Below are 19,173 nucleotides of genomic sequence, written 5' to 3'. Positions count from 1 at the left end.
GGGTCGGAACAGCATGGACACTTCAGATACGTTGCGCCGCTTGAGTAAAGGCCGCTTGAGTAAAGTAGGCGCCCTCGCCGTCAGTGTGCTGGTGTTTGCTGCCTGTGCAGCACCCGGCGATTCCACCACCACGGACTTGTCCGGTACGCCGGCGGCCAATGTGCCGACCACCACCGTGGCGCCCATCGTGAGCCCGGCCCTGCTCGATGCCGGGACCTACCCGACGGCGCCCAGACCACCCCTGGGCAACGCCGCTGATCCGCGCACCGGCGCGATCACGGATGCCCAGCATCTCGCCGATTTCGTGGTCGGTCCGTGGGAGGCCGACGAAGCCCTGGTCACCCCGTACCTGGCCACCTACTACCTGCTTGACTCCTCGGGGTCGCTGATGCAGTTCGCACCCGAGAACGTCGCACAACAGGCCGAACGTCACGGCATCGTCAACGGGTTCGCCTCGGCCCGGCAGGCCACCGACAAGACGGTGATGATGAATGCGGTCTTCCGGTTTCCCGACGCGGCGGCCGCCACCGCCGCGGCCGCCGACATGAACTCCGGCGCCTCCGCACAAGCCATCCGCGGCGCCACACCCACCCCGGCGGTGATCCCCGGCCATCCCGAAGCGGCCGCCTCGACGTACCCGTTCAGTCCGCACGAATCGGACAGGGAGTGGACGGTGATTCGGTCGTTCGCTCCGCACGGCCCCTACGTGTTCATGCAGCTGGTGCAGTCCGTCGACGGTTTCGATCCGGCCGCGGCGCTGGTGCAGAAGGCCATCGATGTGCAGGGCCCGCGGATCGACGAATTTCGGCCGGCCCCCGCCGATGCGTTGGCCGACGTTCCGCTGGACCCCACCGGTCTGCTGGCCAAGACGTTGCCACTGTCGGGCAGCGCCGCCCCGACGAAGAACGCCGTCTATACCCGCCGCGGCGCGGTGCACTTCCAGAGCAACCCGATCGCCTCCAAGACGCTGTTCACCGACACCGGTGTGACGGCGGTGGCGATGGCGTTGACGAACGTCTACGAGGCGAAGAGCCCCGGTCTGGCATCGATGGTGGTCGGCTCCTTCAGCAAGGAGGTCACCGCGCAGGGCGCGGCGCCCGCCGAGCCGGTGCCTGCGTTGCCCGACAGCCACTGCTCGGAGCGCGGAAAGGCGTTCTACTGCGTCGCCGCGGCGGGTCGCTACGCCGTTGAGGTGAACGCCGAATCGCTGCCGCAAGCCCATCAGCAGATGGCGGCGCAGTACATCCTGCTCACCGCGGGCTGAGCCTTCCCCCGACCGGGGGACATCGTGTTCACCCGTTGTGAGGGCCGGTCGCCCGACAGACGGTGGCCTGCTGCCGGCGGCATGCTGGAGTCATCAAAGCTCCCGCCACACAGAGGATTACGACATGAACGCCCTGACCCGCCGCATCGCCACCGGATTCGCCGTCGCCGCCGCCCCGGCGATCATTGCGGTGGGCGCCGCCACCACCTGCCACGCGCAGGCCACCGCGGCGAACACCTACGGGCTGACCACCAGCCAGGCCGCCGCTGATTACCCCCGTGCGGCTTCGGGTACAGGGTTCGGACAAGGTGACCACCAATCGTGAGGAGCGCGCAATGACAGCTCAGGACCCGAAGCCGGCCGAAGTTCAGGCCGACGAAGAAGAGGTGCTCGCCCCGGCCACACCCGGTGCCCAAGCCCTGCCGACCGAGGACACCGACGCGTCCGACTAGCACCCGGCCCACCCGAAAACCCGTAGTCCCTCCGCGAGAGGGACTACGGGTTTTCCGTGATTCTGGGACCCCTTGCCCGGCTCCTCGGCGGCGGTGTTCCCCCGATCGGGGGACACGTGATTCCCCCGGTGCGGGGGCCGGTCGGCCGACAGACTCCCAGCACGCTGCGGCGCATTGTTGAGTCATCGAAAGCCCAGCAGCAGAGGAGATTACGACATGAAGAGCATCGGCCATCAGTTCGCCACCGGATTCGCACTGCTCGGAGCCGCAGCCATCCTGGCGGTCGGCGCCATGACGACCAACCAGGCCATGGCCGCCACCGCCGTCACCCCCGATGCGAGCACCGTGCACACGGTGTCGACTCACGCCACCGGCGAGCACAACTTCCTCTACGGACGGTGACAGCCACCGTTCAATTCTGGTGCGGCAGAGGCTCGCTGACGTCGAATCTCAGGGTGCGTGCTGGTCTGCCTGCCGGCAGATCTGCAACATGCGCCCGACGTGGGCGCCGGGCACGAGGTTGAACTCGATATCGGCCAATACGCAGCGTGAATCGAGGGTCTTCAACATCCAGTAGCCGTCGCTGGCGAAGAAGCCGACCTGCGAGAGGTCGAGGATCATCCGCCGGCACAGCAGAACCTTGTTCAAGGTGTAGTCGAGCAACCGTTGGGTGTTCGCGGCGTCGATGTCGCCGACCACGGTGATCACCGCCAGATCGATATCGCGCCATTCGGTCGTGAATTCCAGCCCCGCGGATCCGGGACGCGCCTGCGCGCTGTTGGTGAGCATTTCCGTCATGGCAGCCTCCGCTGGGGGTGACGTGATGGCTGCTGCTGAACCAGTACCAACGGTACGCCCGGCGTGGGTCCACAATCCGATTTTTGTGGTCCACTGAACGCATGCTGCACGGGTACTCAGCGGCGCAGCGTTTCGTGTGGGCTTTCGCCGAAGGTGCGCCGGTACAGGACCGCGAAGCGACCCGTGTGGGCAAACCCCCAGCGCGCCGCGGTGGCGGCCACGGTGGTGACGCTGCGATCGCTGGCGATGAGTTCTTCGCGTGCCCGGGCGAGCCTGACTTCGCGCAGATAGGCCGTGGGCGTGGTGTCGAGGTGCCGGCGGAACATGTACTGCACCGTGCGCGGTGACAGGTACAGCGCCGAGGCCACATCCCCGACCCCGATGTCATGGGCGGCGTTGTCCTGGATGAAGTCGATCGCCTGGCGCAGCAGCGCGGGGTGGGCGTTGCCGGAGGTGTCGGCCGTGCCGTCGGCGGGCAGGTCGTTCGGGAATGCGGTGAGGATCGCGCTGGCCAGCATCCGGCCCGCCGAGGCCAACAGGACGCGACTCTCGAGCGGTTCTGGAACGGTGAGTATGCGGTGGAGGAAGCGTTCGGTGGCCTCAAGGGTGCGCCCGGCGGTCCCGGTCGTCGGGGTGAGGCCGGTGAAGCGCGGCACCGAAGCCGCATCGGTATCGATGGCCGCGACCTCGGTCAACAGCGAGCGGGACAGCACCACCGCACGCAGCTCGGCGCCAACGAGGCGGACCTGGACACCACCGACACCGGTGGAGGCGAGCACCCATTCGCCGGGGCCTGCAGTACCGGCGAGCCGGCCGTGCACCACGTCGGCGCGGCCGCTGCGCACGAACAGAGCGACCACCGAGGGCACGCGGTCGGCCCGCAGCGTGACGTCGCCGTCATGCCGGATCTCTTCGATCGCGTAGCTACCGATGTCCATCCGTGAGTGCGTGCACGAACAACCGATGGAGGGGCCACCTGCGCGGGTGATGGTGAAACGGGCGGAATACGCCTGATCGAGATGCTTGTGGATCAGGTCTGAATCGTTGGAGTCGATGTCGGTACGCTCAGGGCGGACATCAACACGGTCGGCTTTCATCACGGCTCCATAAAAGAAAACAGCACCGGATGGGCATCGACCTGAACCCACGTACGCACGATCCTAACCCGTCGGTGCGGGCAAACGAAATTATCGGTCACCTCCTCGGGTGTGGTTCATTCGCCGCAGGTTGGGTAATTCACCCGAACACAGCCAGGTTTCGCAGGAAGGAATGCCGATGGCGCACTCCGACGAGGTCGACAGCGCACTGACCGTGACGCGGGAGACCGCTGCCTCGCGTGAACAGGTATGGGCTGTGATCGCCGACGGCTGGACCTACTCACAGTGGGTGGTGGGCAACAGTCGGATGCGTGCGGTCGATCCACGGTGGCCGGAGGTGTCCAGCACGATCGATCATTCGATCGGGGTGTGGCCGCTGCTGGTGGATGACCAGACGGTGGTCGAGGACTGTGAGCCGCGGCGACAGATTGTTCTCTTGGCGAAGGGCCGTCCGTTCGGCAAGGCGCGGGTCACGCTCCGGCTCTCGGACACCGCTGAGGGCGGGTGCCGTATCGAGATGGCCGAGGTGCCGGTGGGATTCCCGATGGGATGGATACCTGAGCGGCTCGCGCTCGCCGCCGCCGTCCCCCGAAATCGAGAGTGCACTCAGCGCCTCGCCGCCATCGCCGAACGTCGGTCGCCTGAGCGCTGAGTCAGCGCCCCAGGAACTCAAGAATCGCCGGAGCGGCCAGCACCCACGTATCGAAACCGTTGTACCGCGCGACCTTTCCCGATGCGCGCAGCTCGCTGGCACGCTCCCAGGCATCCTCGGGCCACGGCGGGTCGATGAGTTGAGATCCCTTGATGAGGCAGTGAATCTCCAGTGACGTCCGCTTGGGATGGTCCCAGTCGTTCTCGCCGCCACGAATGATCAGGGTGGGAATGGTGATGGCGTCGAACATCTCGTCGTCGACGCCGGGAATGGTCTGCCCAGGCTTCGGCACGAATGCGTTGAGCCAGCAGCGCATGACCCGCAGGAAGTCTCCTGCATCGAGTTCGGTCAGGCGCCGCCGGTTCGCCGGGTTGGCGTCGATGCGGTCCCGCCATTCGGGAACCGTCAGCAGTCCGTCGATTCCCAGGCCCCTGACCGCGAGAATGCTCGGCACCACGTAGTAATGCCCGAGAACGAACCCGCCGTACACGCCACCGACGATGTTCCACACCACCAGTTTGGTGAACTGCTCCGGGTAGAGCATCGCCGCCAGCATCGAATCGCGGGCACCTCCGGAGCCGCCGGCGATAATGCACGGACCGGTGCCCAACGCGGTCAACAGGCGGTGCAGTGTCTCGGCACGCATGTGCGATTCGCTCTGGCCGTAGAACTGAACATCGGAGTGCCCGCAGTTCGGCCGATCCCAGAGCAGCACTCGGTACCCGCCGTCGACCAGTGCTTCGGCTAGCGGCCGCAGGCCTGGGATGTCTTTGCCGAACCGGCCGCCCGGTGTCAGAACGATGAGATCTCCGCTCGCACCGAGGATCTCGTAGACGACGTCACCGCCGTTGATCGCCAGTGCAGCCACCGGCTCACTGTAGGTCAGTGAGCGTGCGCGTGGGCCGTGACGGTGCGCGTCGCGGTGGCGGCGGGTGCGGTGATTCGGCGCAGTTGGCGTTCGACACGTTGGATGCGCCGGTGCAGGCAACGGTCGTCGCGTTTGGTCAGTGTGCGACTGCGCGCTGCGAGCAGATCGAGTTGCTGCCAGCTGAGCCCGTCGAGGTCACCATCGGAATCGTGGGTGGCGACGACGACAGCGCCGCGCAGCAGCGGGACCGTCTTCGCATCCAAATTCGTGGTGGCGAGCAGCAGTTCGGTGGCATTGCGGTTGACCCGGCGTTGGCAGCCGCGGTTGGAGGGGCTGAACCAGAAATCGAACTGCCGGTCGGCACTGGTCAGTGACTGCAGTCCCTGATTGCGCACCAGACGGGTGATGTCGACGGTGCTATATGCGCGGGTTTCGTATGCGGCGCCATTGGCGCTGAAATACAGGACGGTATTCATTCAGATGATCCATTCGGCTCTCTTGTCGCTTACCGGTCACGTGGATCGCACTCCACGCTGTGACCAGAGTTACCCGTGTGACAATCGGGGTAAACCTCGATAACGATTCAGCGTCGAGGAAGATCGCCGGACAACCGCGACGGGCGGCACAAGAGCGCCACCGAGAGCGTGAGCACCGCGGCCACCGCGAACGCCACCTGGACATTTGTGAGATCAGCTGTCCCACCGAGCAGTGCCGCGGCGATGGGTCGCGACCCCAGGAAGCCGACCAGCCACAGGGCCATGATCCGGCCCCGCAACTCCTGGGGTGCGCGTTCCTGGACCACCGTGCTCAGGCCGGTGAGTGCCCAGCCGAATCCCAGACCGGCCAGGGCGAAACCGGCCAGCGCGATCCAGGGCACCACACTCGCCGCCAGCAGCGCACATCCCAAACCGAGCCCGGCCAGACCGACGGAGGAGACCTGCGCCGAGGCCATCCGGCCGCGCATCAGTGCGAGCACGATCATGCCCAGCGCCGCACCGAGGCCGAACACCGCCGAGAGCGTGCCGACCATGCGGGTGTCCCCGCCGAGCGCATCGGCCAGCGAGGGCGCCAGCGTGATCGACGGGTCCGCCGCGACGCCGACCGTCGTCACCGCAACCAGAGCCAACAGCAAGGGCCGGTCCCGCCACACGTACTTGAGTGCGGTGCGCACGCGATAGTCGGTGCCGGACACCTTCTCTGACGCGGCGGGCAGACGGATCACGACCAGGAACAAGGCGAACACCAGATGCAGGCCGGCGCTGACGGCGAATCCGGTGGCGGCGCCGAAGTGCGCGGCCAGATAGGCGCCGGCGGCGGGGCCCAGGATTCGGCCGATCGTCATCGGAATGCTGTTGAGCGCCATCGCCGTCGAGAGTTCACCCTCGCGAATGATGTCCGGCACGATCGACTGCATGGCCGGTCCGCCGACGACGAAGCCGAATCCGACCAGTGTGGAACCGAGCAGCACCGGGACGGCGGCTGAGCTGCCCTGCAGCCCGGGTTCGATGAACATCCATACCGCGACCAAGCCTGACCCGGCCATGCACAGCACGCGGCCGAGCAGGATCTGCCGGCCCGGATCGCCGCTGTCGGCCCACTTGCCGCTGATCGGGCTGAGGATGAGTTGGGGTCCGAACTGCACGACGCCCACCAGGCCGACCATCAGAGCCGAACCGGTCGCGTCGTACATCACGACCGCCGCGATGATGCTGTGCGTCCATACCGCGACGACGGAGAACATCTTGCCCCAGAACAGGGCCCCGAAAACGGGGTCGAACATCAGCGCCAGGGCGCCGCGGGGCCGCGTCAGGACGGTGCTCACCGGCTGGCCGCCGCTTCGATCCGCTCGGTCAGGCGCTCAAGCAGGGTGAGGAGCCGGTCGATATCCGCGGTGTCCCAGTCGGCGACGGTCTCGGCGACCAGATCGCGCCGCCGGTCCGTCACGGTGGCCAGCGCCTTCACCCCGATGTCGGTGAGTACCAGGACGCTACGACGCTGGTCGTCGTCGGCCGGAGATTTGGTGAGCAACCCGGCCGCGACCACCGCCGACACGGTCCTGCTGGCAGTCGAGTGCTCGACGGCCAGGTACTCGGCGACATCGCCGATCGACGCGCCGCCGCCATGGCGCTGGTGGTGCTCGACCGCGCGCAGCGTCCGCAGTGTCGAGACGTTGGTCACCGGATCCGCGCCGTCGAGCAGGCGCCGCCGCCACGAGGGCCGCTGCCGTGCCACATGGATGCGGGTGAGCAGGTCATCCAGGTGGTCGAAGGGCGTCGTGGGCATTAAATATGTTTAGCACATACAAATTTACTCGGTGAGTGCGCCGCCCGCTCCGCGCCAGTGGATGAGCCCGCCGGACATGTTGACTGCCTCGAATCCGTTCTCCACCAATAGATTTGCAGCACCAGCCGAGCGCAGACCGCCGGTACAGAAGGCGATGAGCAGCCGATTCTCGGGAAGCTCCAGACAGCGTTCGGGCAACTGTTCGAGTGGGATGTGGACGGCGCCGGGGATGTGGACCCGATTCCACTCGAATCCGCGGCGGACATCGACGACGAGCGCGCCCTCGGAGACGAGGCGCACTGCCTCGGCCGCGGTGACGGCGGGCGGCCGATGCAGGTAGTGGCGGATTTTCACGCGTAGCTCGATCCGGGCCGGACGATCATCAGTACCACCACGACCGCCCAGAGCAGGTTGAAGGCGCCGGTCAGCATGCCGAGCTGCCGCAATCCGGCGGTGCTGCCGGGAGCCTCGAGAACAGCACGCTGGCGCGGGGTGATCTGCAAGGCGAGCAGGCCCCCAGCGATGGCGGTCAACAGCATGGCCACCAGCACCCACACCTCCGTCGTGCGTCCCTGCGCGAACGCGAGAGCCAGGCCGGCCACCGGCACGATCACGGCAAGCAGTCCGTATACCCGGGTAATGCGGTGTAGCGCCTGCGCCACCTCCCTCTCGTCGGCGGCGTAACGGGGAAACAAACTGGTAGACACGGCGACCGGGCCGACGAACAGGATGCCGGCAACAACGTGCACCGACAGCAGCAGGGCTTCCATAACCTTCAGTCTAACTGAAGGTTATGGAAGCCGGTCCATCATCAGTGCGCGAAGTGCCGTGGTCAGCCCGGGGTGCTGCGCGGAAAAGGCGGCATCAAGGCGCGTCACCTCGTCGGCCGCCTGCGCCAACAGGGACTCACCCTTCTCGGTGACCCGCAGACTGGACGCCGAGCCGGCGTGCGCGGTTCCGTCGTCGACCAGGCCGGCCTCGGCGAACGCCGACACCGCGGCATGCGCACTCTGCACCGTGATCCGCGAGCGTCGGGCCAGTTCACTGAAGGAGATTCCCGGCATACCGCGGATGTGGCCGAGCAGTCCGTACTTCCGTGTCGTCAGGCCGAGCGGCTTCAGCGCGTCGGCGAGTGCGGCGTCCCATATCCGGCTCACCGTCAGCAGCCCGATCGTCGGGCTGAACGGCGGCGGGTCGGACATGCAGGCAGGTTACCCGGCGCCTGCTGCTTTGCTTCAGCAAAATCTGGGTACCCGATCCGGTCAGTGAAATGAACCGGAAGGACCCATGACCGCACCTCGCCTGCACGCCGATCAGGCCACCGGAGCCGACATCAGAGATGTCGTCGGCGCGGTGGCCACCGCGTTCTCCGCCAAGGTGGTCGGTCAGACGCCCCTGCGCGAGTCCATGCTGCTCGTTCTGCTCTCGGGCGGTCACCTGCTCATCGAGAGTGTCCCCGGCCTGGCCAAGACCACGGCGGCGCGCGTCGTCGCCGAGGCCATCGACGGCAGCTTCCGCCGCATCCAGTGCACACCGGATCTGCTGCCCAGTGACATCATCGGCACGCAGATCTACGAGGCGGCCAGCAACACCTTCGCCACTCAGCTCGGGCCGGTGCACGCCAATATCGTGCTCCTCGACGAGATCAACCGCTCGAGCGCCAAAACCCAGAGCGCGATGCTGGAGGCGATGGAGGAACGCCAGACCACCATCGCCGGCGTCGAATACCCGATCCCCGAACCGTTCCTGGTCATCGCCACCCAAAACCCCGTGGACCAGGAGGGCACCTACCCGCTGTCGGAAGCGCAGACCGACCGCTTCATGCTCAAGGACCTCGTGCAATACCCCTCCGTCGAGGAGGAGGTCGAGATCATCGACCGGATGGACGCCGGCCTGTACGACCGTGACCACCGCTCCGCCCCCGTCGTCACGCTTGCCGACGTGCGCCGGGCACGGGCCGCCGTCGGGTCCGTGCACATGGATCGGGCGCTGGTCGAGTACGCCAGCCGACTGGTCGGGGTGACACGCGACCCCGAACGCCACCTGCCCGCCAATCTCGCCCGCCTCATCGAGTACGGGGCGAGCCCGCGCGCGACCATCGCCCTGTGCCGCACCGCACGGGCTTTGGCGGTGCTGCGGGGACGCAACCACGTGCTGCCCGACGACATCGCGCGACTCGCACACCGCGTATTGCGTCACCGACTGGTCCTCGGTTTCGAGGCCGCCAGCGCACGGATCACACCCGACGCCGTGATCGACGCTGTGCTGCACACAGTTCCGGTGCCGTGAGGCCGGTATGGGCAAACACCTCGACGCCGCGAAGGCGCACGTTTCCCGCGATGCCGCGCGACTTCTGGCCGGCGGGCGCTATGCGCTCGTGCACACCCGCAGCCTGGAATTCGACGAACTGCGCCCCTACGTTCCCGGCGATGACGTGCGCGATATCGACTGGAAAGCCTCCGCCCGCTCCGGGCACACGCTGATCAAGCAGTTCGTCTCCGAGAAGCACCACAAGATCCTGATCGTGGCCGATACCGGCCGCAACACGGCCGCCCTCACGCCCACCGGTCAGCCGAAAAGTGAAGTCGCGGCGCACATCATCGGCGCGGTCGGGCTCATCACCCTGCCACGCTCCGACGAGATCGGCATGGTCGCCGGTGACCGCCGGGGCAGCATCGACATCCGGCTGCGCCGGGGCGAAACCCATATCGAGCGCATCCTGCACCGCTTTCTCCAGCAGACGGACGCGAACCCTGACCGCAGCGATATCGTCACCCAGCTCGAATGGGTCGCCCGCCACTACCGGCACCCGATGCTCATCGTGGTCGTCTCGGACGAACCCGAGCTCGACCAACGTCTGCGGGAAGTGTTGCTGCCGTTGACCGGCCGCCACGACGTGCTCTGGGCCATGGTGACCGACATGCCCGCGATCGGCACCGAGGACTCGGGGCTGGGGTACGACGTCGCCGACGGGCGGACGCTGCTGGGCGCGGACATCCTGGGGGAACGGGTCATCATGGCCTACCGGCAGGCCGAAGAGCAGCGCCGCCGGGAGCTGTCGGAGTTCCTGACCGCACGGCGTATTCCGCACGCGCGCATCGCCTCCAGTAGCGGCATCATGCCCGCGCTGGTGGCAATGACGGGGGTGTACGCGCGTGCCGGATGACCTGCTGGGCGGTCTCATCGGCCCGACGCCGTACTCGTCGATCTGGTTGTGGCTCGCGGTGGCGCTGGCCGTGCTGACGGTGCTCTGGTACATCGGGGTGTTCTGGTGGACCGCGCCGGGACGCACCCACAGTGAGCCGTCGGTGATCGGTTCGGCGCGCGTAGCGCTGCAGCGTCGCCGCGCCTTGCGGGCCATACAAGCCATCCAAAACCGTTACCGCACAGGTGAAATAACGGCAACCGCCGCTGCAGCCGCACTCGGTGAGCAAGTCCGCCGTTTTCTGCACGACACCACCGGCGTGCGCGCCGAGTACGTACAGGTTCCGGACATCGCGGCGGTATCCGGGGGTGTGCTGGCGCCTGCCGCGCCGGTGCTGGCAGACCTGGAGGACGCGCAGTTCAATGCAGGTTCACGCGTCGATATCGGTGCCACCGGGCAGGCCGCCGAGGAGTTGGTGCGGCAATGGACGTGATCTATTGGGGCGTGGCGATCGTCGGCTGCGTCGCCCTGGCTGCCTGCATCGCCGCTGCACTGCTGCCGCCCCGGCGCGACCAGCCCGAACGGTTGCGGGCCCTGGCCAACACCACAAGGCTGACCGGACTGCCCCAGTATGCCCGGGCCGTGCGCCGTCACACCGTCATCGCCACCGCGGCCGTTGCCGTACTGGCGTTGTCCTTCGTCGCCGCGGCCCTCGCGGCCGCGAGACCGGCCGGACTACCCGCGTTGAACCGGGCGGCAGACACCGAGCAGCCCGAGGACATCATGGTGTGCGTCGGCGCGCCGGCCGAGGATCCGGCCGTCAACGGCACCCTGCGGTACTTCGCCGAGGCGGTCCGCGGATTCGGCACCGAACGCGTCGGCCTCACGTCGCCGGACCGCAGGCTGATACCGCTGACGCGCGACTACCAGTATGCGGCGGGCCGGTTCGCCGGGTATGCCCAGCCGCAGCCGTTGGTGTCCTCGGTGGCCTACACCGACTACACCGCCACCATCGAAGACGTCCTTGCCATGTGCCTGACCGGGTTTCCCGAGTTCGACACCGAAGCCCCGGTGCGTCGTTCGCTGATCTACGTCGGCCCCGGCACCCTGGGCGGCGACGGCGGGCCTTCGCTGTTCACCGCGCAGCAGGTGCGCGATATGGTCGCCACAGCCGGGGTGCAGGTCAATGCCGTCTCCGACGATGACGGCCTCCCCGCCGAACTCGCACGTCAGACCGGCGGCCGAGTGACCGCCGACGTCGGCGATATCCGCAGTCACCCGCCGGCGCCGCAACCGGGCACCGACGATGCGTCCGTGCAATCACCGGAGACGCCGGATCTGCTGCTGATCGTGGCCCTGCTGGGAGTCGCCACGATGCTGGCCTGGCCGCTGGTGGTGCGCCGATGACGCTCCGCAGATCCGGTTTGGTCGTGGCCGCCGTGCTGCTGCTCATCGCGATGTTCCGTCCCACTCTCGGCGACGGGGAACCATCGGTGACCAGAATCGCCGGCGAGCGGGAGCCCAATGTTTTCCTGATCGTGGACCGCTCTGCCGAAATGTCCGCTCACATGGCGTTGGCGCGCGCCGATGTCAATGCCGTGATCGACCGGTATCCCGACGCCCGGTTCTCGTTGATCACCTTCGATGCGCGTCCATCGCTGGACTGGCCGCTGTCGGCCGACTCGTGGAGCCTGCGTCCGATCATCGCGGCGGCCGACCCTTACCCGCGAGGCGTCGATGTCATGACCAACGCCGGCGCGGCGAGCACCGTGTTGCGATATCAGCTGATCGGCGCGCTGCAACAGTTCCCGAAGGCTGAGAACCTGGTCTTCTACTTCGGTGCCGGGGCGACGGATTCGACGGTGCCACAACGGGAGTTCCAGATCCCGGAGAACGCGGTCGACGGCGGGGCGGTCTTCGGATACCGCCCGGACGGTGCCCCGGTCCTGCAGGCCGTCGCGGATCAACTCGGTGTGGACCGCCTGGAGCGCGAGCAGATCCGGTCGGTGGCCGAGGTGATTCCCGAGGTCGCGGACGTCGAACCGACACCGGAGAATGACTCGGCCTCATCGGGATTCGAGCTGTACTGGGCGCTGGCCGGCATCGCCGCGCTGTTGATCCTTTCCGAGCTCTACCACGCGTTGCGGCACCTGCGCCGCACCCGCCTCGACCGGATAGCGGTGGGACGATGACGCTGCGACGACGGTTGTTGCTCTACTCCGCACCGGTGGTGCTCGTGGCGCTGATCCTGGTGGCCAAGCTGGCGTCGGTGGTGGTGGCGGGAAACGCTGCACTGAACCACTTCTCCGAATCGGATGCGACCGCCTTGGCCGACGATGCCACCACCTTGCAAACCCTCAACATCATCGAACCCGAGAAGGCCCCGTTCGCCGCGGGGACGGCGGCGGTCCTGCGGAACCGGCTGGACGAGGCCGACCGTCAGTTCTCGCTGGCACTCGACCGCACCGACCACGATGAGTCATGCGCCGTGCGAATCAACCTCGAACTGGTCCGGGAGACACGCGGAGACTCGGCGGCGGCGATGTTCCAGGCACAAGCCGCGGCCGCGCACTACCTCGGTGCCAAAGAGGTCATCGCGGGGGCGCCCGCGGACTGTTTCGACGCCGCCGCCGCGGCTCGTCTGGACGCCAAGATCGCCGCGGTGGCGGCACCACCGCCTCCGCCGCCACCGAGCCCGCCACCGGTATCGGCCCCAAACGCACCCGCACCGGGTAGCTCACCGACCGCCGAGCAGGAGATCGTCCTCAATCCCGGCCAGGGTGACCCGCTGGAAAAACTGCAACAGATCCTGCGCGACGCCGCCACCCGCTGACGATTGCTAGATAGGCTTCGTATACCGTCGGACCATGAGTCCAGTGACGGTAATCACAGGCGGTGCCGGCGGAATGGGCGTGGAAACGGCCAAGATCGTCGGCCGGGACCACGCGGTGGTGTTATGCGACGTCCGGCAGGACCGTCTGGACCGGGCGGTCGCGACGCTGAGCGAGCTCGGAATCGCCGCGACGCCGGTGCACTGCGATGTCACCGAACGCGCCGCCGTCAGCGCATTGTTCGACACCGCAGCCGGTCTCGGCGCCGTCCGAGCGGTCGTGCACACCGCGGGGGTGAGCCCTGCCATGGGGGACGCCGAATACGTGATCCGGACGAACGCGCTCGGCACGGTCAACGTCAACGAGGCCTTCTGCGACACGGTCGGCGAGGGCGGCGCCATTGTCAACGTGGCGTCGATGGCCGCCCACATCCTGCCCGAGGAACTGATCCCGGTGGCGGCGTTCCCGCTGGCCCTCACCGACGAAGCGGCCTTTTTGGCGGCCACCTTGGCCGGCTGCGATATCGCCGGTGAGCAGCAGCGCTCGGGTATCGCGTATGCGATCAGCAAGAACTTCGTCAAGTGGTACAGCAGCGCACAGGCCGAGCGTTTCAATGGCCGCGGACTGCGGATCGTTTCGGTGTCGCCGGGCTCGGTGGACACCGAGATGGGCCGACTGGAGGAGGCCGGCGGCGCCGGCGCACTGGTCGCCGATGCCGCGGTACCGCGCTGGGGCAGGCCCGAGGAGATGGCCGAACTGTTTGCCTTCTGCGTCAGCGACAAGGCGGGCTACCTCACCGGGACCGACATCCTCAACGATGGCGGCGTGGTCGCCTCCATCCGAGAACGGGCCAGGTCGGGTTCGAAACCCTAGCCAGCGGGCATAGATACCGGCATGACCGCCACGGTGGCCGAGGTGGGTGGTGTCGCCGACCTCGCACGGTTCTACGCCGATCCGCCCCTCGGCGTGCGCGCCAACATGACCTTCAGCGCCGACGGTGCCGCCGCATTCGCGGGCCGCGCCGGGCCGCCGTCGAATCCCGTCGACCAGGAACTACTGCAGGTGCTGCGGGGCTTCGCCGATGTGGTGCTGATCGGCGCGGGCACCGCGCGTGCCGAGAACTACGGACCGGTCCGCCTCTCCCAGACACAGCAGGCCGAACGCGACGCAGAGGGCAGGCCCGACCCGCCGCCGGTGGCGGTCGTCAGCCGCTCCGGCAAGCTACCGCCCACGCTGTCGAGTGACCCGTACCAACCGCCGATCCTGGTGACCACCGAGCGGGCCGCCCCGCCCCGCCACGGACCCGCCGACCGGCTGTCCCGGGTATTCGCCGCCGGCGCCGACACGGTGGATCTGGTGCGCGTGGTCGCCATGCTGGGCGAGGCCGGGATGCCTCGCATCCTGTGTGAAGGTGGACCGACGCTGCTCGACGAGTTGGTCGAAGCCGGTGCCGTCGACGAGATCTGCGTGACGCTGGCGCCGAAACTCGTTGCGGGTCAACAGATTCGTGCCGACATGCCGCCTTCCCAGTCGACGGTCCCGGTCGGCATGCAACTGGACCACGCGCTTATGCACCAGGACTACGTGTTCTTGAAGTACCGGCGGTGACCGTGCGGTTGCGGCGCAGTGATCTTCACGGTCCCGGCATCACCCGGCGGCGGAACGGAAAGGGGTTCTCCTACCGGGCCGTCGACGGCACCCGCCTCGATGATGCGGATGCCCTGGCACGCATCAAGGATCTGGTCATCCCGCCGGCGTGGCGCAAGGTATGGATCAGCCCGCACGCGAACGCGCACATCCAGGCCGTGGGCACGGATGTCGCAGGGCGCCGCCAGTACATCTATCACCAGGCCTGGCAGGACGACCGCGCAGAAGAGAAGTTCGACCGGGTGCTCGAACTGTCGACAAGGCTGCCCGCTTGGCGGGAGCGTATCGCCGAGGATCTGGAGGGACGCGGACTCACCCGGGACCGGGTCCTGGCGCTGGCCCTGCACCTACTGGACCTCGGGTACTTCCGCGCGGGAGGCGAGCAGTACGCCGACGAACACGAGTCCTACGGGCTGGCCACCCTGCAGTGCGAGCATGTGACGCTGCGCGACGGTGTGGCGGCCTTCGATTACCCCGCGAAGAGCGGTGTCCGTCGAACGATCGAGATCGAGAACCCCGAAGTGGTGCGCGCGGTTCGGGCGCTGCTCCGACGCGATGGCCGAACAGATCGCCTATTGGTGTGCCGCAACGGTTCCGACTGGGCCGACATTCATGCCTCGGATCTGAATGCGCGGTTCAAGGAACTGGTCGGCGCGGAATTCAGCGTCAAGGATCTGCGGACCTGGCATGGCACCGTGCTGGCGGCTGCCGCGTTCGCCGAGGCCGATCCGCCTGAGACAGAGGGCAAGTCCGCACGCGCCGTGTCGGACGTGATGAAACGGGTGTCGGGGGAATTGGGCAACACACCGGCCGTGGCGCGGAACTCATATGTGGACCCTCGGGTTGTCGCCGGTTACCAGCAAGGAATCACCATCGCCGCGGCGGTCAAGCGGGCCGCCAAACAGAAGGACCCTTCGACCGCCGTCGGCACCCTGGAAAAGGCCACGCGGTCGCTGGTCCGCAGGATCGCCAAGGGCTGATCGGGTTTCGACGGCGATCCACCCGGGCACACGATTACCGGAGGTGATGGCGATGCCGAATTCGTCGATCAAGAACGAAAAGATGTACGAGGACCTGCGTGAGGAGGGCGCCTCAAAGGAGAAGGCGGCACGTATCTCCAACGCAGCCGCGGCACGCGGCAAGTCCGCGGTGGGTCGCAAGGGCGGCGAGTCGGGGTCCTACGAGGATTGGAACGTCTCGGACCTCAAGAAACGCGCCAAGGAACTCGGGATGACGGGCTACTCCAACCTGACCAAGGACAAGCTGGTCAACAAGTTGCGCAATCACTGATGCCCAGCCTGTCCGCGAGCACCAGGAAGGCGACAGCGTAATCGTTGTCGGCAGTGGCCCGGCGGACCGCAGCCCAGTCGACTTTCTCACGCACCGCCCGGGCGGCCGGCAGTAGCGAGGTGAAGTCGCAGTAGTGCTCGCCCAGGGCCCGTAGCTTCTGGATGAGCACGAAAGTCACGGGCAGCACCGGCATCCGGATGGCAAGGACATCGTGCTCCTCGGCGCACTCGAGGGTCTCGGGCGTCACGGGAGTGCCGTTGAGCCGATGCAGCACGTCGACGAGTACATCGTCGGCGTGCGCCTTGAACAACCAGTCCTCGGGTGGACGCTCGATCCGGAACCCGGCCTTGCAGAGCGTAGCGGCGGCTGCCTCGGTATCCGCTTCCGCAACCACGAAATCGACATCGTGGATCGGTTCCGGCCCGCCGGACACCCAGATCGCGTAGCTGCCGGCGAGGGCAAACCTCGGTCCGTGCTCCTTGAGCGCCGACGCCGCGGTGCGGAGCGCCACTCCTAGTTCCTCATGTGTCGACATCGCGGCCTCTCCGGTTGTTGCCGTGGCCCGAGTTGGGTACCCAATGAGAATGCGTATTGCGACGTTCAACATTCTGCACGGCCGCACCGTGGGTGACGGTGTGCATCCTGAGCGCTTGGCGGACTGCGTGCGCGAACTCGATCCCGACGTGCTCGCGCTGCAGGAGGTCGATCTCGAACAGCAGCGATCGGGACGGGCGGACCTGACCGCCGTCGCCGCCGAGGCGATGGGTGCGGTGTCGCACCGGTTCGTCGCGGCGATCTCCGGAACTCCCGGGGCGACGTGGATGGCCGCCACCGGTGAGGAACAGCCCGGCACCGCCGCCTACGGGATCGCATTGCTGTCGCGTTATCCGGCCGTCAGCTGGCAGGTCGTGCGGCTGCCCCGGATACCGACGCGCTTCCCCATGTACCTGCCCGGACCGAAGCGGCTGATGATCGTCGATGAGGAGCCGAGGGCCGCCATCATCGCTCAGCTGGACACACCACTGGGCGAGATCTCCGTCGCGAATACCCATCTGTCCTTCGTCCCCGGCTGGAATCGACGCCAGCTGCGCCGGTTGATGAAAGACCTCGACGGACTGCCCGGGCCACACATCCTGGCCGGTGACCTCAACCTGACGCCGTCCGCGGCGGCCCGATGGTCGAAGATGCGGGCGCTGGCCAGCGGCCCGACTTTTCCCGCTACGGAGCCGACGCGGCAGCTCGACCACATCCTCACCGACGATCCGGGCTTGCGGGCCCGGCACTGGGCGGTGCCTGTCGCGGGATTGTCGGATCATCGGCCACTCGTCGTCGATATCGAGCGCGACTAATCGTTCCGTTGTCGTGCTTCGGCACCCGTCTCGCCGGCATCGAAGTCGTCATCGGAGCCCGTGCGGCCGACGTAGGAGCCGCCGTCGTCATCATCCGCGCGAGAACTCGCCACCTTGGGGTCGTCCTCCACGTCGGATTCGCTGGTCTCGGAGTCATGCTTCTCGGAATCTGGCTTGCTCATCCGGGTGGGGTACCCAGGCATGACGCTGTCGACTCCCGATTCTTCGACAGCAGCCGGCTCCCGGCGGCCTTGACCGTGTCCGGCAGCACTCTGTTCACGGTGCCCAACACCTTCGACAAGACGGATCCACCGACGACCTTCTGGTCTCCCTGCATCATTGCCTGGAAACCCTGGCGTGCGACCTCGGCGGGGTCGTCCTTGGGCATCCGGCCTACCGGTGTGTCGGCCAGTCCGGCGCGGCGGAAGAAGTTCGTATCGGTCGGACCGGGCATCAGCGCGGTCACGGTGATCGGCGTGTCACGAAGTTCGTCGCGCACCGCCTCGCTGAACGATTGGATGAACGATTTCGAGGCGTTGTACACGCTCTGATATGACCCTGGCATCATCGACGCCACCGACGAGGTGAACAGCAACTTGCCCGCATCCTGGTTGGCCATGTCGCGCAACACGAGCTTGGCCAGATGCACCGTCGAACGGACATTGAGGTCGATCACCGACATGTCATCGTCGAGATCGGTCTTGAGGAACATGTCGCCGGTTCCGATGCCGGCGTTGAGGGCGGCGGCCGAGATCGTCCGTCCGCCGTCGATCGTTGTGTTGTAGAGGTGTTCGACCTCGGCGGGTATGCGCAAGTCCACCTGCACTGGCTGAACCTGGACACCGTATTCGGCCAATTGCTCTGGCACCCAGTGTATTCCGTCGCCATCGGCAGCCACCACGAGGTCATAGCCATCTTCGGCGAACAGTCTGGCCAACTCGAGGCCGATTCCCTTCGAGGCACCGGTGATCAATGCCAGTTTTGTCTCTGTGTTTGTCATGGAAATGGGCTACCCACGATTAACCGGCGTACACAACGGGAAAGCAGAACCTATGGCTACTTATCGAGTTTTGAATCCGCACGGTGACGTCGTCGACACCAAAGACATCGAGAGCGCCGGCGATGCGCACGCCTGGTTCGTCGACGCGAAGGCCGACAATTCGGAACTCGGCTGGCGTATGGAAGTCAAGTCCGATGATGGGTGGGCGTTCTTCGACGACAGCGAGGGCTCGCCGGATTAGGCGGTCATGTCCACGATCAAACCGACCGCGGCGGCCGCGAATATGAGGATGAAGAACGCCAGCGCGATCAGCGTGACGATCTGAGTGCGCGTGTACCGGTGCCGGGGCCGCGGTTGGGGCTCGGACACCCCCGATGTCTGTGCCGAATCCGGCGGGGTGCTGCCGGGGTTCACTCCACCGCCAGGTTCCAGGTCGGGTGTGTCGATCGGGTCGGGATCAGGCGGTTGAGCTGTCATGCAATCTTGAGTGCCCGTGC

The 19,173-nt window shown here is 66.9% G+C and carries 29 protein-coding genes; 16 read left to right on the top strand and 13 right to left on the bottom strand.

What is annotated here, in order from left to right:
- Positions 1–55 precede the first annotated feature (55 nt).
- From C6A86_RS28180 to C6A86_RS28170, 3 genes are all read left to right on the top strand, one after another.
- Positions 56–1,264, top strand: a complete 1,209-nt coding sequence (locus C6A86_RS28180; RefSeq protein WP_142406916.1) for a hypothetical protein — start codon at positions 56–58, stop codon at positions 1,262–1,264.
- Positions 1,265–1,388: 124 nt separating this feature from the next.
- On the top strand, positions 1,389–1,589 hold the full coding sequence (locus tag C6A86_RS28175) for a hypothetical protein (protein ID WP_105362297.1): 201 nt from the start codon (positions 1,389–1,391) through the stop codon (positions 1,587–1,589).
- 343 nt (positions 1,590–1,932) lie between these two features.
- Positions 1,933–2,118: a hypothetical protein gene (locus C6A86_RS28170; protein WP_105362298.1), complete on the top strand. Its 186-nt coding sequence runs from the start codon at positions 1,933–1,935 to the stop codon at positions 2,116–2,118.
- A 48-nt stretch (positions 2,119–2,166) separates the two neighbouring features.
- Here the strand turns inward: C6A86_RS28170 and C6A86_RS28165 are convergent, their stop codons facing one another.
- Both C6A86_RS28165 and C6A86_RS28160 read right to left on the bottom strand, forming a co-directional pair.
- Positions 2,167–2,514, bottom strand: a complete 348-nt coding sequence (locus tag C6A86_RS28165) for an STAS domain-containing protein (RefSeq protein WP_142406917.1) — start codon at positions 2,512–2,514, stop codon at positions 2,167–2,169.
- Between the two features lie 116 nt (positions 2,515–2,630).
- Positions 2,631–3,611, bottom strand: coding sequence for a helix-turn-helix transcriptional regulator (locus C6A86_RS28160; RefSeq protein ID WP_142406918.1), 981 nt, complete (start codon positions 3,609–3,611; stop codon positions 2,631–2,633).
- Positions 3,612–3,789: 178 nt separating this feature from the next.
- Between C6A86_RS28160 and C6A86_RS28155 the strand changes: the two genes are divergently transcribed.
- Positions 3,790–4,263: an SRPBCC family protein gene (locus C6A86_RS28155; protein ID WP_105362308.1), complete on the top strand. Its 474-nt coding sequence runs from the start codon at positions 3,790–3,792 to the stop codon at positions 4,261–4,263.
- Position 4,264: 1 nt separating this feature from the next.
- Here the strand turns inward: C6A86_RS28155 and C6A86_RS28150 are convergent, their stop codons facing one another.
- The 7 genes from C6A86_RS28150 to C6A86_RS28120 all read right to left on the bottom strand — a co-directional run bounded on the left by C6A86_RS28150 (position 4,265) and on the right by C6A86_RS28120 (position 8,616).
- Positions 4,265–5,131 (bottom strand): alpha/beta fold hydrolase, encoded by an 867-nt coding sequence (locus tag C6A86_RS28150; RefSeq protein WP_142406919.1) that lies wholly within the window; start codon positions 5,129–5,131, stop codon positions 4,265–4,267.
- Between the two features lie 14 nt (positions 5,132–5,145).
- Complete coding sequence (locus tag C6A86_RS28145) at positions 5,146–5,607, bottom strand: hypothetical protein (RefSeq protein ID WP_105362301.1); 462 nt, start codon at positions 5,605–5,607, stop codon at positions 5,146–5,148.
- Between the two features lie 107 nt (positions 5,608–5,714).
- Positions 5,715–6,911: an MFS transporter gene (locus C6A86_RS28140; protein WP_105362310.1), complete on the bottom strand. Its 1,197-nt coding sequence runs from the start codon at positions 6,909–6,911 to the stop codon at positions 5,715–5,717.
- 38 nt (positions 6,912–6,949) lie between these two features.
- Positions 6,950–7,414 (bottom strand): MarR family winged helix-turn-helix transcriptional regulator, encoded by a 465-nt coding sequence (locus C6A86_RS28135; protein ID WP_105362302.1) that lies wholly within the window; start codon positions 7,412–7,414, stop codon positions 6,950–6,952.
- A gap of 24 nt (positions 7,415–7,438) precedes the next feature.
- Complete coding sequence (locus tag C6A86_RS28130) at positions 7,439–7,768, bottom strand: rhodanese-like domain-containing protein (protein WP_105362303.1); 330 nt, start codon at positions 7,766–7,768, stop codon at positions 7,439–7,441.
- Entirely contained in the window at positions 7,765–8,184 is a 420-nt protein-coding gene (locus tag C6A86_RS28125) for a hypothetical protein (RefSeq protein ID WP_105362304.1), read from the bottom strand. Before C6A86_RS28125 ends, C6A86_RS28130 begins: the two co-directional genes overlap by 4 nt.
- Before the next feature lie 21 nt (positions 8,185–8,205).
- Complete coding sequence (locus C6A86_RS28120; RefSeq protein WP_105362305.1) at positions 8,206–8,616, bottom strand: MarR family winged helix-turn-helix transcriptional regulator; 411 nt, start codon at positions 8,614–8,616, stop codon at positions 8,206–8,208.
- An 85-nt stretch (positions 8,617–8,701) separates the two neighbouring features.
- Between C6A86_RS28120 and C6A86_RS28115 the strand changes: the two genes are divergently transcribed.
- From C6A86_RS28115 to C6A86_RS28070, 10 genes are read left to right on the top strand one after another with little or no spacing between them, the layout of a single operon-like run.
- The gene (locus tag C6A86_RS28115; RefSeq protein WP_311100961.1) at positions 8,702–9,703 is read left to right on the top strand and encodes an AAA family ATPase; all 1,002 of its coding nucleotides are present in this window, start codon (positions 8,702–8,704) and stop codon (positions 9,701–9,703) included.
- A 7-nt stretch (positions 9,704–9,710) separates the two neighbouring features.
- Positions 9,711–10,580: a DUF58 domain-containing protein gene (locus C6A86_RS28110; RefSeq protein WP_105362849.1), complete on the top strand. Its 870-nt coding sequence runs from the start codon at positions 9,711–9,713 to the stop codon at positions 10,578–10,580.
- Positions 10,570–11,052, top strand: a complete 483-nt coding sequence (locus tag C6A86_RS28105; RefSeq protein WP_105362848.1) for a hypothetical protein — start codon at positions 10,570–10,572, stop codon at positions 11,050–11,052. The genes C6A86_RS28110 and C6A86_RS28105 overlap by 11 nt, the downstream gene beginning before the upstream one ends.
- Complete coding sequence (locus C6A86_RS28100) at positions 11,043–11,966, top strand: hypothetical protein (protein WP_105362847.1); 924 nt, start codon at positions 11,043–11,045, stop codon at positions 11,964–11,966. Before C6A86_RS28105 ends, C6A86_RS28100 begins: the two co-directional genes overlap by 10 nt.
- Complete coding sequence (locus tag C6A86_RS28095) at positions 11,963–12,751, top strand: VWA domain-containing protein (protein ID WP_105362846.1); 789 nt, start codon at positions 11,963–11,965, stop codon at positions 12,749–12,751. Before C6A86_RS28100 ends, C6A86_RS28095 begins: the two co-directional genes overlap by 4 nt.
- Positions 12,748–13,392, top strand: coding sequence for a hypothetical protein (locus tag C6A86_RS28090; protein ID WP_105362845.1), 645 nt, complete (start codon positions 12,748–12,750; stop codon positions 13,390–13,392). The genes C6A86_RS28095 and C6A86_RS28090 overlap by 4 nt, the downstream gene beginning before the upstream one ends.
- Positions 13,393–13,426: 34 nt before the next feature.
- Positions 13,427–14,263 (top strand): SDR family oxidoreductase, encoded by an 837-nt coding sequence (locus tag C6A86_RS28085; protein ID WP_105362844.1) that lies wholly within the window; start codon positions 13,427–13,429, stop codon positions 14,261–14,263.
- A 21-nt stretch (positions 14,264–14,284) separates the two neighbouring features.
- Positions 14,285–14,998: a pyrimidine reductase family protein gene (locus C6A86_RS28080; protein ID WP_105362843.1), complete on the top strand. Its 714-nt coding sequence runs from the start codon at positions 14,285–14,287 to the stop codon at positions 14,996–14,998.
- Between the two features lie 2 nt (positions 14,999–15,000).
- Entirely contained in the window at positions 15,001–16,017 is a 1,017-nt protein-coding gene (locus tag C6A86_RS28075) for a DNA topoisomerase IB (RefSeq protein WP_105362853.1), read from the top strand.
- Positions 16,018–16,069: 52 nt separating this feature from the next.
- Positions 16,070–16,327, top strand: a complete 258-nt coding sequence (locus tag C6A86_RS28070) for a Rho termination factor (RefSeq protein WP_105362852.1) — start codon at positions 16,070–16,072, stop codon at positions 16,325–16,327.
- On the opposite strand, the gene C6A86_RS28065 is transcribed toward C6A86_RS28070, so the two are convergent.
- Positions 16,305–16,862, bottom strand: coding sequence for a hypothetical protein (locus tag C6A86_RS28065; protein ID WP_105362842.1), 558 nt, complete (start codon positions 16,860–16,862; stop codon positions 16,305–16,307). The genes C6A86_RS28070 and C6A86_RS28065 overlap by 23 nt on opposite strands.
- 49 nt (positions 16,863–16,911) lie before the next feature.
- Between C6A86_RS28065 and C6A86_RS28060 the strand changes: the two genes are divergently transcribed.
- On the top strand, positions 16,912–17,676 hold the full coding sequence (locus tag C6A86_RS28060) for an endonuclease/exonuclease/phosphatase family protein (protein WP_105362841.1): 765 nt from the start codon (positions 16,912–16,914) through the stop codon (positions 17,674–17,676).
- Here C6A86_RS28060 and C6A86_RS28055 read toward each other — a convergent pair.
- Positions 17,673–17,858, bottom strand: a complete 186-nt coding sequence (locus C6A86_RS28055; RefSeq protein WP_105362840.1) for a hypothetical protein — start codon at positions 17,856–17,858, stop codon at positions 17,673–17,675. The genes C6A86_RS28060 and C6A86_RS28055 overlap by 4 nt on opposite strands.
- Positions 17,855–18,676 (bottom strand): SDR family oxidoreductase, encoded by an 822-nt coding sequence (locus tag C6A86_RS28050; protein ID WP_105362839.1) that lies wholly within the window; start codon positions 18,674–18,676, stop codon positions 17,855–17,857. The genes C6A86_RS28055 and C6A86_RS28050 overlap by 4 nt, the downstream gene beginning before the upstream one ends.
- Positions 18,677–18,728: 52 nt before the next feature.
- Here C6A86_RS28050 and C6A86_RS28045 point away from each other — a divergent pair, with 52 nt between their 5' ends.
- A complete protein-coding gene (locus C6A86_RS28045) occupies positions 18,729–18,917 on the top strand; it encodes a hypothetical protein (protein ID WP_105362838.1) in 189 nt (62 codons plus the stop codon).
- Here C6A86_RS28045 and C6A86_RS28040 read toward each other — a convergent pair.
- A complete protein-coding gene (locus tag C6A86_RS28040) occupies positions 18,914–19,153 on the bottom strand; it encodes a DUF6480 family protein (protein WP_105362837.1) in 240 nt (79 codons plus the stop codon). The two genes, C6A86_RS28045 and C6A86_RS28040, sit on opposite strands and share 4 nt — an antisense overlap.
- Positions 19,154–19,173 lie beyond the last annotated feature (20 nt).

The organism is Mycobacterium sp. ITM-2016-00316, assembly GCF_002968335.2.
In the GTDB taxonomy this organism is placed as follows: domain Bacteria; phylum Actinomycetota; class Actinomycetes; order Mycobacteriales; family Mycobacteriaceae; genus Mycobacterium.
This window is presented reverse-complemented; position numbering and strand designations above follow the sequence as displayed.

Coding starts and splice junctions, on each gene's coding strand:
- C6A86_RS28170 (WP_105362298.1), top strand. CDS start 1,933: ATGAAGAGCATCGGCCATCAGTTCGCCACCGGATTCGCACTGCTCGGA.
- C6A86_RS28120 (WP_105362305.1), bottom strand. CDS start 8,616: ATGTCCGACCCGCCGCCGTTCAGCCCGACGATCGGGCTGCTGACGGTG.
- C6A86_RS28085 (WP_105362844.1), top strand. CDS start 13,427: ATGAGTCCAGTGACGGTAATCACAGGCGGTGCCGGCGGAATGGGCGTG.
- C6A86_RS28060 (WP_105362841.1), top strand. CDS start 16,912: ATGCGTATTGCGACGTTCAACATTCTGCACGGCCGCACCGTGGGTGAC.
- C6A86_RS28055 (WP_105362840.1), bottom strand. CDS start 17,858: ATGAGCAAGCCAGATTCCGAGAAGCATGACTCCGAGACCAGCGAATCC.
- C6A86_RS28050 (WP_105362839.1), bottom strand. CDS start 18,676: ATGACAAACACAGAGACAAAACTGGCATTGATCACCGGTGCCTCGAAG.
- C6A86_RS28045 (WP_105362838.1), top strand. CDS start 18,729: ATGGCTACTTATCGAGTTTTGAATCCGCACGGTGACGTCGTCGACACC.
- C6A86_RS28110 (WP_105362849.1), top strand. CDS start 9,711: ATGGGCAAACACCTCGACGCCGCGAAGGCGCACGTTTCCCGCGATGCC.
- C6A86_RS28140 (WP_105362310.1), bottom strand. CDS start 6,911: ATGTTCGACCCCGTTTTCGGGGCCCTGTTCTGGGGCAAGATGTTCTCC.
- C6A86_RS28095 (WP_105362846.1), top strand. CDS start 11,963: ATGACGCTCCGCAGATCCGGTTTGGTCGTGGCCGCCGTGCTGCTGCTC.
- C6A86_RS28165 (WP_142406917.1), bottom strand. CDS start 2,514: ATGACGGAAATGCTCACCAACAGCGCGCAGGCGCGTCCCGGATCCGCG.
- C6A86_RS28160 (WP_142406918.1), bottom strand. CDS start 3,611: ATGAAAGCCGACCGTGTTGATGTCCGCCCTGAGCGTACCGACATCGAC.
- C6A86_RS28065 (WP_105362842.1), bottom strand. CDS start 16,862: ATGTCGACACATGAGGAACTAGGAGTGGCGCTCCGCACCGCGGCGTCG.
- C6A86_RS28135 (WP_105362302.1), bottom strand. CDS start 7,414: ATGCCCACGACGCCCTTCGACCACCTGGATGACCTGCTCACCCGCATC.
- C6A86_RS28040 (WP_105362837.1), bottom strand. CDS start 19,153: ATGACAGCTCAACCGCCTGATCCCGACCCGATCGACACACCCGACCTG.
- C6A86_RS28125 (WP_105362304.1), bottom strand. CDS start 8,184: ATGGAAGCCCTGCTGCTGTCGGTGCACGTTGTTGCCGGCATCCTGTTC.
- C6A86_RS28145 (WP_105362301.1), bottom strand. CDS start 5,607: ATGAATACCGTCCTGTATTTCAGCGCCAATGGCGCCGCATACGAAACC.
- C6A86_RS28175 (WP_105362297.1), top strand. CDS start 1,389: ATGAACGCCCTGACCCGCCGCATCGCCACCGGATTCGCCGTCGCCGCC.
- C6A86_RS28090 (WP_105362845.1), top strand. CDS start 12,748: ATGACGCTGCGACGACGGTTGTTGCTCTACTCCGCACCGGTGGTGCTC.
- C6A86_RS28155 (WP_105362308.1), top strand. CDS start 3,790: ATGGCGCACTCCGACGAGGTCGACAGCGCACTGACCGTGACGCGGGAG.
- C6A86_RS28070 (WP_105362852.1), top strand. CDS start 16,070: ATGCCGAATTCGTCGATCAAGAACGAAAAGATGTACGAGGACCTGCGT.
- C6A86_RS28080 (WP_105362843.1), top strand. CDS start 14,285: ATGACCGCCACGGTGGCCGAGGTGGGTGGTGTCGCCGACCTCGCACGG.
- C6A86_RS28115 (WP_311100961.1), top strand. CDS start 8,702: ATGACCGCACCTCGCCTGCACGCCGATCAGGCCACCGGAGCCGACATC.
- C6A86_RS28100 (WP_105362847.1), top strand. CDS start 11,043: ATGGACGTGATCTATTGGGGCGTGGCGATCGTCGGCTGCGTCGCCCTG.